Origin of the sequence: Streptomyces sp. NPDC006261, from assembly GCF_040613515.1 — a bacterium.
GTDB lineage: Bacteria > Actinomycetota > Actinomycetes > Streptomycetales > Streptomycetaceae > Streptomyces.
Window position 1 is genome coordinate 12768 of record NZ_JBEXSI010000041.1, and the last position, 12503, is coordinate 25270.

General features: G+C 73.1%; 13 protein-coding genes and 1 riboswitch. Of the genes, 7 read left to right on the forward strand and 6 right to left on the reverse strand.

The window, feature by feature from the left end; all coding sequences use genetic code 11:
• The first annotated feature begins 10 nt into the window (after window positions 1–10).
• From ABZ154_RS24620 to ABZ154_RS24630, 3 genes are all read left to right on the forward strand, one after another.
• Window positions 11–622: a TetR/AcrR family transcriptional regulator gene (locus ABZ154_RS24620; RefSeq protein ID WP_356835982.1), complete on the forward strand. Its 612-nt coding sequence runs from the start codon at window positions 11–13 to the stop codon at window positions 620–622.
• 375 nt (window positions 623–997) lie between these two features.
• Window positions 998–1615 (forward strand): DUF4126 domain-containing protein, encoded by a 618-nt coding sequence (locus tag ABZ154_RS24625; RefSeq protein WP_356835984.1) that lies wholly within the window; start codon window positions 998–1000, stop codon window positions 1613–1615.
• A 31-nt stretch (window positions 1616–1646) separates the two neighbouring features.
• On the forward strand, window positions 1647–3149 hold the full coding sequence (locus ABZ154_RS24630; protein ID WP_356835986.1) for an NAD(P)/FAD-dependent oxidoreductase: 1503 nt from the start codon (window positions 1647–1649) through the stop codon (window positions 3147–3149).
• 24 nt (window positions 3150–3173) lie between these two features.
• Here ABZ154_RS24630 and ABZ154_RS24635 read toward each other — a convergent pair whose 3' ends face one another.
• The 6 genes from ABZ154_RS24635 to ABZ154_RS24660 form a co-directional block, all read right to left on the reverse strand.
• On the reverse strand, window positions 3174–4139 hold the full coding sequence (locus tag ABZ154_RS24635; protein WP_356835988.1) for a hypothetical protein: 966 nt from the start codon (window positions 4137–4139) through the stop codon (window positions 3174–3176).
• Between the two features lie 48 nt (window positions 4140–4187).
• On the reverse strand, window positions 4188–5105 hold the full coding sequence (gene metF, locus ABZ154_RS24640) for a methylenetetrahydrofolate reductase [NAD(P)H] (protein WP_356835990.1): 918 nt from the start codon (window positions 5103–5105) through the stop codon (window positions 4188–4190).
• Between the two features lie 121 nt (window positions 5106–5226).
• A complete protein-coding gene (gene thiE, locus ABZ154_RS24645) occupies window positions 5227–5877 on the reverse strand; it encodes a thiamine phosphate synthase (RefSeq protein WP_356835992.1) in 651 nt (216 codons plus the stop codon).
• Window positions 5878–5959: 82 nt separating this feature from the next.
• Window positions 5960–6325, reverse strand: coding sequence for an Rv2175c family DNA-binding protein (locus ABZ154_RS24650; protein ID WP_128847804.1), 366 nt, complete (start codon window positions 6323–6325; stop codon window positions 5960–5962).
• Between the two features lie 94 nt (window positions 6326–6419).
• Complete coding sequence (locus ABZ154_RS24655; RefSeq protein WP_356835994.1) at window positions 6420–7664, reverse strand: FAD-dependent oxidoreductase; 1245 nt, start codon at window positions 7662–7664, stop codon at window positions 6420–6422.
• Between the two features lie 29 nt (window positions 7665–7693).
• The gene (locus tag ABZ154_RS24660; protein ID WP_356835996.1) at window positions 7694–8035 is read right to left on the reverse strand and encodes a hypothetical protein; all 342 of its coding nucleotides are present in this window, start codon (window positions 8033–8035) and stop codon (window positions 7694–7696) included.
• 52 nt (window positions 8036–8087) lie between these two features.
• Window positions 8088–8200: riboswitch (TPP riboswitch) on the forward strand.
• Between ABZ154_RS24660 and thiO the strand changes: the two genes are divergently transcribed.
• The 4 genes from thiO (at window position 8198) to pknB (ending at window position 12477) form a co-directional block, all read left to right on the forward strand.
• Window positions 8198–9406 carry a glycine oxidase ThiO gene (gene thiO / locus ABZ154_RS24665; protein WP_356835998.1) on the forward strand — a complete coding sequence of 403 codons (1209 nt, stop codon included), beginning with the start codon at window positions 8198–8200 and terminating at the stop codon, window positions 9404–9406. Its footprint overlaps the riboswitch before it by 3 nt.
• On the forward strand, window positions 9403–9624 hold the full coding sequence (thiS, locus tag ABZ154_RS24670) for a sulfur carrier protein ThiS (RefSeq protein WP_356836000.1): 222 nt from the start codon (window positions 9403–9405) through the stop codon (window positions 9622–9624). Before thiO ends, thiS begins: the two co-directional genes overlap by 4 nt.
• Before the next feature lie 2 nt (window positions 9625–9626).
• Window positions 9627–10421, forward strand: coding sequence for a thiazole synthase (locus ABZ154_RS24675; RefSeq protein ID WP_356836001.1), 795 nt, complete (start codon window positions 9627–9629; stop codon window positions 10419–10421).
• Window positions 10422–10554: 133 nt separating this feature from the next.
• Complete coding sequence (pknB, locus tag ABZ154_RS24680) at window positions 10555–12477, forward strand: Stk1 family PASTA domain-containing Ser/Thr kinase (RefSeq protein WP_356836003.1); 1923 nt, start codon at window positions 10555–10557, stop codon at window positions 12475–12477.
• The last annotated feature ends 26 nt before the right edge of the window (window positions 12478–12503 follow it).

The window sequence follows — 12503 nt, forward strand, 5'->3', positions numbered from 1 at the left end:
AATCGGCCTCATGGAAAGCAGTGGCACCACGCGCCGCCAGGCCACCCGGCAGAAGCTCTACGAGGCGGCGGTGACCCTCATCGCCGAGCAGGGCTTCTCGGCGACCACCGTCGACGAGATCGCCGAGCGGGCAGGGGTCGCCAAGGGCACGGTCTATTACAACTTCAAGAGCAAGACCGAACTGTTCGAGGAGCTGCTCCGGCACGGCGTCGGGCTTCTCACCGCCTCGCTGCGGGCCGCCGCCGAGGAGTCACAGGAGCGCGGCGGCACCCGGGTCGAGGCGCTGGACGCGATGATCCGGGCCGGTCTGGCCTTCATCGACCGCTACCCGGCCTTCACCCAGCTGTACGTGGCCGAACTCTGGCGCACCAACCGCGCCTGGCAGTCCACGCTGCTGGTGGTGCGGCAGGAGGCCGTCGCGGTGGTGGAGGACGTGCTGCGCGAGGCGGTGCGCAGCAGTGAGCTGAGCGAGGAGATCGACGTCCCGCTGACGGCCGCGGCCCTGGTCGGGATGGTGCTGGTGGCGGCGCTGGACTGGCAGGCGTTCCAGCCGGAGCGGTCGATCGACGAGGTCCACTCGGCGCTGTCCCTGCTGCTGCACGGGCGGGTCAGCGGGCACTGAGCGGGCCGCCCCGGACGCCGGGCGGCAAACCGGGCGACCAGCACGAAGACGCCGGCCGCTGGAGTTCGCATCCCCGCGCACTCCACCGGACCGGCGTCTTCCGTGCATCCGTCGGACCCGTTCCCCGTGACCCCGTATGTCCCCCGTGGCCCCCGGGTCTGACGTCGTGCACCCCCGTTCCGTCAGGGGCCGCGCCGTTCCGCCGCCCCGTGTCGGCGGTCCGGGCGCCGCGCCCCTTCCGTGGTCACCACTCTTCCGTCCCAGGAGGTCCGGGCCTATCCGCGCACCTACTCATCTCGCTCCCTGAGTACGGGTACTCAGGGCTGCGTGCCCGGGCCCACGCGCCCCTGGGGCGGGGTCGTTACGATCTCCTGCGTGTCCGTAATCCCTCTGGTGTTCACAAGCGGCTGGGCGAGCGGGATCAACGCCTATGCGGTGGTCCTGTTGCTCGGCGTCTTCGGCGCGACCGGCGTCTCCGACGAGGTGCCCGCCGCGTTGCAGCGCACCGATGTGCTGATCGTGGCCGGTGTGCTCTTCCTCTGCGAGGTGGTGGCCGACAAGATCCCGTACGTGGACTCGGTCTGGGACACCGCGCACACCGTGATCCGTCCGGTGGCGGGGGCGGTGATCGCGGCGCTGCTCGCCGGGGAGAGCGGTTCGCTGCCGGAGCTCGCGGCCGGTGCGATCGGCGGGTCGACGGCGCTGATGAGCCATCTGGTGAAGGCCGGCACGAGGATGGCGGTCAACACCTCCCCGGAACCCTTCAGCAACATCGGCATGAGCATCGCCGAGGACCTCGGGGTCGCCGGGGTCGTCACGTTCGCCATATTCAATCCGGTGGCGGCCGCCATCGTCGCGGCGGTGCTGCTGGTGCTCGGGATCGTCACAGTGCTCTTCCTGGCCTCGCGGATCCGCCGCTTCCTGCGCCGCCGGGCGCAGCGTCGCGAGGAGAAACACCTGGCCGGCGCGGAGGGGCCCTGGCCTCCCGGCTGAGCTGTCGGTGGTGGTCGATAAAATCAGCGCCATGGCACGAATTGCGGTGATCGGCGCCGGGACGGGCGCCATGACGGCGGCCGCCCGGCTCGCCGTCGCGGGCAACAAGGTGACGGTGTACGAGCGGTCCGCGAGCTACGGCGGCTCGCTCGGCCGCCATGAGCGCGAGGGCTTCGTCTTCGACACCGGCCCCGGGCTGCTGCATCTGCCCGCCGTCCAGCGGGACCTCTTCGTCAAGACCGGCAGGGAGTCCCTGGAGCAGTGCGTCACGCTGACCCAGGTCGACCCGGCGAGCCGTCACCTCTTCGCGGACGGCACGGCCGTCTCCCTGCCCAACGCCTCCCGGGCCAAGGTGGCTTCCGCCCTGGACGCGGTGCTCGGCGCCGGTGCCGGGGAGCGCTGGAGCGGGTTCCTGGAGCGGGCCCGGGACGCCTGGGACCGGTCGCGGCGGCCGCTGCTGGAGGAGCCGCTGCGGGCGGACCACCAGGTGCTGGGGCGCGACCCGTACCCCGCCCTCAAGCAGCGGCGGCTGCTGCGCACCCGGCAGGCGGCCACCGTGGCGGAGATCGGCGCCTGGGAGCTGGCGGACGCCCGGCTGGCCGCCCTGCTCGACGGGTACGCCCTCTCCTACGGCCTCGACCCGCGCACCGCCCCCGCGAGCGCCGCGCTGCTGCCGTACATGGAGCAGACCTTCGGCAGCTGGTACGTGATGGGAGGGGTGCGGGAGCTGGCCCGGGCGGTGTACGAGCGGTGCGTGGCCCGGAAGGTGGAGTTCGTCTTCGGGGCCGAGGTGGTCCGGGTCGTGGAGAAGGACGGCCGGGCGGCGGGCGTGGAGCTGACGGGCGGTGAGGTGGCCGAGGCGGACCGGGTGGTGCTGGGGGCGCGGCCGCACGCCGGGCTGGTGCCGGGCCGGCAGGTGTGGGGCGCGGGCGATGTGGCGGTGCGGGCGGGCTCGGTGCCGGGGCGGTTCGTGGTGCTGCTGTCGCTGCGCGGGGGCCGGGAGGCGGACGCGGTGCACCGGACCGTGGTGCACAGCGCCGACCGGGCGGCGGAGCAGGAGGCGGTGTTCGGGGGCCGGGTCGCCGCGCACCCCACGGTGACGGTGCTGCGGCCCGACGACCCGGCGACCCGCCCGGACGACGCGCACGAGGCGGTGACGGCGACGGCGGTGGTGGCCCCGCAGGGTCCGGTGGACTGGACGGACCCTGCGGTGCGGCAGCGGTTCGCCGACGCCTTGGTGGAGCGGGCCGGCGCGGCCGTGCCCGGGCTGCGGGAGCGGACCCTGCACACGGAGGTCCGTACGCCTGCGGAGACCGAGGCTCAGACGGGGGCCGAGGGCGGTGCGGTGCCGCCGCCCGCGCTGGCCGGTGCCCAGGGCGCGTATCTGCACCCCGGCAACCTCACGCGGCTGCCGGGGCTGTATCTGGCGGGCGGCTGGTCGCACCCGGGCGGCGGGCTCGCGCACGCCGGGATGTCGGGGACGCTGGTGGCCGGGCTCGTGGTGGAGGGCGACGACTTCCGCGGCTCGCAGTAGGCCTTCGAGCCGCGGGGCCCAGCGTCAGTAGCGGTACTGCTCGTCCTGGCCGGTGTCGTAGCCGCTGCCGTTGCCCTGGCCGTACGGAGCGGGCTGCTCGGGAGGCATCGGAGGGTGCTGCTCGGCGTCGCGCTGCTGCGGGACCCAGACGCCTCCGGGCGGGGTGTCCGTGGTGTACGCGTCCGTGCCGTAGCTCTGGGCGTAGGGGTCGGCGTAACCCTGCCGGCCGCCCTGGCTGTCGTAGCCGGTGCCGTCGCCGCTGCCGTAGGCGTCGTAACCGCCGTAGGGGGCCGTCCCGTTGGTGGTGCCGATGTACGGGTCGGAGTAGGCCGCGTAGCTCTGCCGGCCGGTCCCGTAGTCGTAGGGGCCCGTGTAGGCGTCCTGGGCCTGCTGCTGCTCGTAGCCGGAGTAGGGCTCGTACGCGGCGAACTGCGGCTGGGCCGCGGGATCCGTCTCGTACGGGTACTGGTCCTGGCTCGCCTGGCCGGGGGTGTTCGCCGCGTATCCGGAGTCGCTGTACACGCCGTACTGGCCGGTGTCGTCGGGCAGCGGCTGCGGTTCGTACACCGAGGCGGGGGCCTCGGACGTGGTGGCCGGAGCCCCGGCGTCGTGGCCGAAGGAGTCGAAGCCCCGTTCGGCCGCGAGGTCCGAGACCTCCAGGTCGGAGACCTCCAGCGTGGGCTCCGTGACGGCCGCGCGCTCACCGCCGCCCCGGCGACGGCGGCTCTCGCCCGGGCTGCCGCCTATGGCCCAGCCGGTGGAGAAGCCGCGCCGGAAGGAGAGCGTCACATAGGTCTGGCCGGTGGCGAAGGCGAGGGTGCCGACGACGATGACCGGGACGGAGGCGAGCAGGACCCCCACGACCACACCGAGGAAGCCGCCGAAGGCGAGGAGCCTCCAGCGCAGCCGCGCCTTGTACTGCAGCAGCACCTCACCCAGCAGCCACAGTGCCACCAAGCCGAATGCGATGTAGAGGACCGTCCAGCCCACGCCCGCCCCCTCCTGCGGCCGCAGCCGCTCGGGGGCGGGTACGGCCGGTCACGACTGCTTGTGCAGTCCGAGATTCTCGTAGATCTCGAGCGTTGCCGTCGAGTTGTTGAGCGTGATGAAGTGCAGCCCGGGCACACCCTCGGACAGCAGTTTCGCGCAGAACTCCGTTGCGAACTCGATACCGATGGAGCGTACAGCGGCCGGATCGTCCTTGACCGCGAGGATGCGCTCTTTCAGCGGCTCAGGCACGGTCGCGTTGCTGAGCTGGGAGAATCTTTCCAGTTGTTTCACACTGGTGAGCGGCATGACCTCGGGAATCACCGGCGTCGCGCAACCGGCAGCGACCACCCGGTCACGCATCCGGAGGTAGTCCTCCGGGCGGAAGAACATCTGGGTGATCGCATAATCGGCCCCGGCCCGGCACTTGTCGACGAAATGACCGATGTCCGTCTCCCAGTCGGCGGAGCGCGGGTGCATCTCGGGGAACGCGGCCACGCCGACGCAGAAGTCGCCGGACTCCTTGATGAGGCGGACGAGGTCGGCCGCGTACTTCACGCCCTGCGGGTGCTCGACCCACTCCCCCATGGGGTCGCCGGGCGGGTCGCCGCGGACCGCGAGGATGTTCCTGATCCCGGCGTCGGCGTACTGGCCGATCATGTTGCGCAGCTCGGCGACCGAGTGGCTGACCGCGGTGAGGTGGGCGACCGGGGTGAGCGTGGAGTCCGCGGCGATCTGCTGGGTCGCCCGCACGGTCCCGGCCCGGGTGGAACCACCGGCCCCGTAGGTCACCGAGACGAAGCTAGGGCGCACCGACTCGATCCGGCGCAGCGCGTTCCAGAGGTTGCGCTCGCCCTTCTCCGTCTTGGGCGCCCAGAACTCGAAGGAGTACGAGGTTTTGCCGGTCGCGAGAAGGTCACGCACCGTGCGTGCGTGGTCCGTCCTGGTGGAAGCTGTCCCAAGGGCCATATGGCGAGGTTAACCAGGGGGTGGACACCTCCCCAACCAGAGCAGCCGAGATTGTCTCGTTTTGCCGGTTTGCCGTCCATCCCTTGGGACGACGGGACCCCGGAGGCCGCGTAAGAGCTGCTCAGAGCGCGTGTGCCCGGAGCCTCTTCGCCAGCTCGGCGGTGGCGGCCGCCGGGTCGTCCGCCGCGGTGATCGCCCGGACGACGACGATGCGGCGGGCGCCCGCCTCCAGCACCTCGTCCAGGTTCCCCGCGTCGATCCCGCCGATCGCGAACCAGGGGCGGTGCTGCTCCAGGGAGGCGGCGTACCGCACGAGGCCGAGGCCGGGGGCGTGGCGGCCGGGCTTGGTGGGGGTCGGCCAGCAGGGGCCGGTGCAGAAGTAGTCCACGCCGTCCTGCGCGACGGCGGCGTCGACCTCGGACTCGGCGTGCGTGGAGCGGCCGATCAGCCGGTCGGAGCCGATGATCGCGCGGGCGGCCGGCACGGGCAGGTCGCCCTGGCCCAGGTGCAGGACGTCGGCGCCGATGGCGTGGGCGACGTCGGCCCGGTCGTTGACGGCGAGGAGCTTGCCGTGGCGCCGGCAGGCGTCGGCGAGGACCGCGAGGTGCTCCAGCTCCTCGGCGGCCTCCATGCCCTTGTCCCGGAGCTGGACGATGTCGACCCCGCTGGAGAGCACGGCGTCCAGGAAGGCGGGAAGGTCGCCCTGCCGCTTACGGGCGTCCGTGCACAGATAGAGCCGGGCGTCGGACAGCTGCTCGCGAGGCGTGGGCATGGTGGAGTCCCCCCGTGGTCGTGGCGGGATACGGGGCCCGCGCGGCACGCGGGGCCCGTACGCCGCTTCCTGTCGTTCTCGGTCAGACGGCGAGCGCCTGGGCGCGGCGCTTCACCTCCGTACCGCGATTCTCGCTCAGCGCCTGCGCCGGGGTGCCGGGCAGGGTCGGGTCGGGAGTGAAGAGCCACTCCAGCATCTCTTCGTCGGAATAGCCGTCGTCCCTCAGGAGGGTCAGGGTGCCGGAGAGGCCCTTGACCACCTTGTCGCCGTCGATGAAGGCGGCGGGTACCTGAAGCGTCCGCTTCTCCCCACGGCGTACGGCGATGAGCTGGCCATCCCTGACCAGCTGCCGTACACGCGTCACCTCGACATCGAGCTTTTCCGCGATGTCGGGGAGGTGGAGCCAGGCGGGGACGAGAGCATCGGTCTTTGCGTCAATCTCGGTCACAAGGACAAGCGTGCCATCCCGGAGTGACAGCCGGTAGCCGGGCCGACCGTACGGGGGGCGCACGGACCGGCCGCCGTACGGTCGGCCCGGAAGCTCACAGGGCGGTGGACTTCAGCGGTACGGCGGGGTCGGCGACCCGCTCGGGGTCGAGCACGGCCCCGGACTCGATGAGCTTGCGGCCCTGGGCGAGATCGCGCGGGCGCCCCACCGCGAGGACGGCGACCAGGGCCCCGGCCTTCAGCCAGCACACCGACCAGGTGGGCTCCGCACCGTCGCCGCGCCAGACGAGGGTGTCGGCGTGGGCGTGGTGGCCGGCGTACTGCACGAAGCGGCCGAACTGCTCGGACCAGAAGTACGGGACGGGGTCGTGGACGGGAAGCGGCTCACCGCTTTCGGCGGCGAGGATCGCGGCGGCGGCGGTGCGCGGGCCCTGGAGGGCGTTGTCCCAGTGGTGGATCAGCAGCCGCTCACCGTAGCGGGCGGAGGGGAAGGAGGCGCAGTCCCCGACCGCGTACACATCGGGCAGGGAGGTGCGCAGCGCGCTGTCGGCGGTGATCGCGCCGTCCGGGCCGCGTTCGATCCCGGAGCCGGCGAGCCAGCCGGTGGCGGGGCGGGCGCCGATGCCGACCACCACGGCCCCGGCGGGCAGCGTCCGGCCGTCCGCGAGGATCACCGTGCCCTCCTCGACGCGCTCCACCCGGGCGTCGGTGAGGAGTTCGGCGCCACTTCGCGCGTACCAGTCCGCCATCGGGGCGGCGACTTCGGCGGGCAGGGTACCGGCCAGCGGGCGGGCGGCGGCCTCGACGACGGTGACCGCGCAGCCGGCGGCGCGGGCGGCGGTGGCGAACTCGGCGCCGATCCACCCGGCCCCGACGACGACCACGTCGTGTTGCCGCTCCAGGACGGGCCGCAGCCGGGCGGCGTCGTCCAGGGTGCGCAGCAGATGGACACCGGGGACGCCGTCGGTGCCGGGCAGGGCGACGGGCTCCGCGCCGGTCGCCAGCACGAGGACGTCGTAGGGAACGGGGCCGTCCGCCGTGTCCAGGACGTGGTCGGCGGCGCGCAGGGCGGTGACGTCGATGCCGAGGCGGAGGGTGATGTCCAGCGCCTCGAAGTCGACGTCGAAGGCTGAGTCCTCGGCCTTCCCCAGCAGCACCGCCTTGGAGAGCGGCGGCCGGTCGTAGGGCTGGTGGGGTTCGGCGCCGATCAGGGTGACGGGGCCGGTGAAGCCGGCTTCCCGCAGGGCTACGGCGGTCTGCACGCCCGCCATGCCCGCTCCGACGACCACGACGTTCCGTGTCCGCTGCCGCGCCGCGTGGTGTTCCGTCTGCTCGATCACATGCACCAGTCTATTCATCTGACTACATGTCAGGTAGCTACTTCCTCCACCACGCTCGTCCCGCTGCCCTCCTGGGACTCCCACTCCCAGCGCTCCTCCAGCCGCACCCGGCCGTCGGCGAGGTCGGTGACGGTGGACAGGCAGTGGCCGGACGAGGTCGTCCCGTCCTGCTTGAGCTGGACGTAGCGGAAGTCGAGCGCGTCCCCCTCACGGGTGCCGACGAGATGGCCGCGGACCACGTCACCGCCCGCGTACTCGGCCCAGATCCGGCCGTCCCGCTCGTGGTAGGTGAAGCGGGTACGGGTGCCGACCTGGCCCGGGGCCTGGTCGGCGACGGGCGAGAGGACGAGTCCGTCGAGTGAACGGGCCACGGTGGCTGCTCCCTTGCCGGGCGAGAGACGGGTGGGTTTAGGCTGGCCAAGGTAGAACACTCGCGGGAGCCCGGACGCACCGGGCTGAGAGGGAGGCTGGAGCGCCTCCGACCGTACGAACCTGATCCGGGTCATGCCGGCGAAGGGAGGGGCTGGACACCCATGCGCGTCTCAGGGAACACCTCCGGAATCCCGGAGGAGAGTTCAGGATCCGATGTCCTCGTCATCGGGGGCGGCATCATCGGCCTGGTCACCGCCTGGCGGGCGGCCCAGCGCGGGCTGACCGTCACCGTGGCCGATCCCGATCCGGGCGGCGGCGCCGCCCAGGTCGCGGCGGGCATGCTGGCCGCCGTCACCGAACTGCACTACGGCGAGGAGCTGCTGCTCGGCCTCAACCTCGCCTCCGCCGCCCGCTATCCGGAGTTCGTCGCGGAGCTGGAGGCGGCGAGCGGCCGGGAGACCGGCTTCCGCGCCTGCGGGACGCTGGCCGTCGCGCTGGACTCCGACGACCGGGCCCATCTGCGGGAGCTGCACGCCCTCCAGGAGCGTTCGGGCCTGGAGTCGGTCTGGCTGAGCGGCCGCGAGTGCCGCCGTCTGGAGCCGATGCTGGCGCCGGGCGTACGGGGCGGGCTGCGGGTCGACGGCGACCACCAGGTGGATCCGCGCAGGCTCGCCGCCGCGCTGCTGGCCGCCTGCGAGCGGGCCGGGGTGGTGTTCCGCAGGGCGGCCGCCGAGCGGCTCACCGTCAGCGGGGGCCGGGCGGCCGGAGCCGTGCTGGACGACGGTACGGGACTCGGGGCCGACCAGGTCGTCCTCGCGGCGGGCAGCCTCAGCGGGCGGCTCGCCGGGGTGCCGGAGGAGATCGTGCCGCCCGTCCGCCCGGTCAAGGGCCAGGTCCTGCGGCTCACCGTGCCCCGGGCGTACGCCCCCTTCCTCAGCCGGACCGTGCGCGCCGTCGTCCGGGGCGGCCACCTCTACCTCGTACCGCGCGCGAACGGCGAGCTGGTCGTCGGCGCCACCAGCGAGGAGATGGGCTGGGACACCACGGTCACCGCCGGCGGGGTCTACGAGCTGCTGCGCGACGCCCACGAACTGGTGCCCGGCATCACCGAGCTGCCGCTCACCGAGACCCGGGCCGGTCTGCGCCCCGCCTCCCCCGACAACGCCCCGCTGCTCGGCCCGACCGCCCTGCCCGGTCTCCTCCTCGCCACCGGCCACCACCGCAACGGCGTCCTGCTGACGCCCGTCACCGGCGACGCGATGGCCGAAGCGCTGGCCACCGGCGAACTGCCGGAGGTGGCCCGCCCCTTCACGCCGGGCCGGTTCGCGTCCGCCGTCGCGGCCCCCGTACCCCAGGAGCAGCCCGTATGAGCACGCTGAGCCCGCCCGTGTCGGTATCGGTCAACGGGGAGCCGCGCACCCTTGACGCCGGCACCGCGCTGGACCACCTCGTCGCCACCCTGACCACCGCACCCTCCGGGGTCGCCGCCGCCGTCAACGAGTGCGTCGTACCGCGCGGGCAGTGGGCCGCCACCACGCTCGGCGAGGGCGACCGCGTCGAGGTCCTGACCGCCGTCCAGGGAGGCTGACCGTGTCCGACGACGTCTTCACGCTGGGGCCCGGCACCTTCGGCTCCCGGCTGATCATGGGCACCGGCGGGGCGCCGAGCCTGGAGGTGCTGGAGCGGTCGCTGATCGCCTCCGGCACCGAACTGACCACCGTCGCCATGCGCCGGCTCGACCCGACCGTGCAGGGCTCCGTCCTCTCCGTGCTGGAGCGGCTCTCCATCCAGGTGCTGCCGAACACGGCGGGCTGCTTCACGGCCGGTGAGGCGGTGCTGACCGCCCGGCTGGCCCGGGAGGCGCTCGGGACCCAGTGGGTCAAGCTGGAGGTGGTGGCCGACGAGCGAACGCTGCTGCCCGACCCGATCGAGCTGCTGGACGCGGCCGAGATCCTGGTGGACGACGGGTTCACCGTGCTGCCGTACACCAACGACGACCCGGTCCTGGCCCGGAAGCTGGAGGACGTGGGGTGCGCGGCGATCATGCCGCTCGGCTCCCCCATCGGCTCCGGGCTCGGCATCCGCAACCCGCACAACTTCGAGCTGATCGTGGAGCGGGCCGGGGTGCCGGTGATCCTGGACGCGGGGGCCGGTACCGCGTCGGACGCGGCGCTGGCGATGGAGCTGGGGTGCGCGGCTGTGATGCTCGCCTCAGCGGTGACCCGGGCGCAGGAGCCGGAGCTGATGGCCGCCGCGATGCGGCACGCGGTGGACGGTGGCCGCCTCGCCTACCGGGCGGGCCGCATCCCGCGCCGCCACTTCGCCGAGGCCTCGTCGCCGGTGGACGGGCGGGCGGCGCTCGACCCGGAGCGTCCGGCGTTCTGAGGGGCCCCGCCTCCAGAGCACCCGCCGCAGGCCCGCCACCTGGGACGTGTCCCTGTCACGGATTGGTCATGGAACGGCCCCGGAAGTGCCCCGGCCCGTCCGGGGTGTCGGTGGCGGCTCGTAGACTCTCGGAGTGGACACGACCCTCCAGGACCCTCTCGTCGGGCAGCTGCTCGACGGCCGGTATCGTATTGAGGCGCGCATCGCCGTCGGCGGGATGGCCACGGTCTACCGGGCCGTGGACACCCGCCTGGACCGGGTGCTCGCCCTCAAGGTGATGCACCCGGCGCTCGCCGTCGACGCCGCCTTCGTCGAGCGGTTCATCCGCGAGGCCAAGTCGGTGGCCCGGCTGGCCCACCCCAACGTCGTCGCGGTCTTCGACCAGGGCGCCGAGGGCGCGTACGTCTACCTCGCGATGGAGTATGTGGCGGGCTGCACCCTGCGCGACGTCCTGCGCGAGCGCGGCGCCCTCCAGCCCCGGGCCGCGCTGGACATCCTGGAGCCGGTCCTCGCCGCGCTCGGCGCCGCGCACCGGGCGGGGTTCGTGCACCGTGACATGAAGCCGGAGAACGTCCTGATAGGGGACGACGGCCGGGTCAAGGTCGCCGACTTCGGCCTGGTCAGGGCGGTCGGCACGGCCACCGACACCACCGGTTCGCTGCTGGGCACGGTGTCGTATCTGGCGCCCGAGCAGATCGAGCACGGCACGGCCGACACCCGCAGCGACGTCTACGCCTGCGGGGTCGTGCTGTACGAGATGCTGACCGGCGCCAAGCCGCACACCGGGGAGAACGCCGCCCAGGTCATCTACCAGCACCTCAACACCGACGTCCCGGCCCCGTCCGCAGTCGTGCCGGGGCTCCCCGCCGCGCTGGACAGCCTGGTGGCGAGCGCGACCGCCCGCAATCCCGAGGTGCGACCGCACGACGCGGTCCTGCTGCTGGCCGAGGCCCGGGAGGCCCGCTCCGGGCTGACCGAGGCCGATCTGGACGCCGTACCGCCGCAGGCGCTGTCGGACACCCACGACGGAGCCCAGGACCGTACGAGCGTGATTCCGCGGGCCCTTCCGGTGGACGGCGGTGCCGTACACCGCACCAGCCGTCTGGAGACGCCTCCGCCGGTCGCACCGTCCCGGCGCGGAGGCGGCCGGCGCGGCCCGTTCGGCGGACCGCACCGCAGGCTGATCACGATCGTCGCCGCCGTGCTGCTCATCCTCTCCGTCGGTGCGGGCGTCTGGTACATCAACTCGGGACAGTTCACCCAGGTCCCCTCGCTGCTCGGCCAGACCCAGAAGGTGGCGGAGCAGCGGCTCGCGGACGAGGGGCTCGGCCTGAAGAGCGTGGAGCGGGTCTTCAGCGACACCGTCGAGCGGGGCTCGGTGGTCGGCAGCGACCCCGCCTCCGGCGACCGGATCCGGGGCAACGGCTCGGTGAAGCTCGTCGTCTCACGAGGGCCGGAGATCGTCCGGGTCCCCGATGTCGCGGGGTCCTCGCTCGCGGACGCCCGGCGCTCCCTGAAGAAGGTGGGCCTGGCCCCCGGCATGGTGACCAGGGAGTTCAGCGAGGACGTGGCGCGCGGTGACGTGATCCGTACGGACCCCCGCGCGGGCACCGACCGGAACCCGGACACGGCCGTGGCCCTTGTCGTCAGCAAGGGCAGCCCCGTCGACGTCCCCGACGTCACCGGCCTCTCGGTCGAGGACGCCACCGCGGAGCTGGCGGAGGAGGGGCTGAAGGTCGAGGTGGTGCCCGGCCGGGTCCACTCCTCCGAGGTCGACGGGGACATCGCCCAGCAGTCCCCCGGCGCGGGCACCGAGGCGGCGAGGGGGGACACGATCGAGCTGACCGTCTCCAAGGGCCCCCGGACGCTGGACGTCCCCGACGTCACCGGGCGGAACGTCGACGAGGCCAGGGCCACCCTGGAGGAGGCGGGCTTCGAGGTGAAGGTCGACCGGCCGTTCCTCTCCTTCAGCAACACCATCGCGAGCCAGTCCGTGGAGGGCGGCGAGCAGGCCCCCGAGGGCTCCACCATCACCATCAGGACCAAGGGGTTCTAGGACGACATGCGAAGGCCGGAAGCGAT

Bases quoted from the DNA above. Each gene is read 5' to 3' on its own strand.
- thiS (WP_356836000.1), top strand. From the start codon at position 9,403: ATGAGCACGCTGAGCCCGCCCGTGTCGGTATCGGTCAACGGGGAGCCG.
- metF (WP_356835990.1), bottom strand. From the start codon at position 5,105: ATGGCCCTTGGGACAGCTTCCACCAGGACGGACCACGCACGCACGGTG.
- thiE (WP_356835992.1), bottom strand. From the start codon at position 5,877: ATGCCCACGCCTCGCGAGCAGCTGTCCGACGCCCGGCTCTATCTGTGC.
- ABZ154_RS24620 (WP_356835982.1), top strand. From the start codon at position 11: ATGGAAAGCAGTGGCACCACGCGCCGCCAGGCCACCCGGCAGAAGCTC.
- thiO (WP_356835998.1), top strand. From the start codon at position 8,198: ATGCGCGTCTCAGGGAACACCTCCGGAATCCCGGAGGAGAGTTCAGGA.
- ABZ154_RS24630 (WP_356835986.1), top strand. From the start codon at position 1,647: ATGGCACGAATTGCGGTGATCGGCGCCGGGACGGGCGCCATGACGGCG.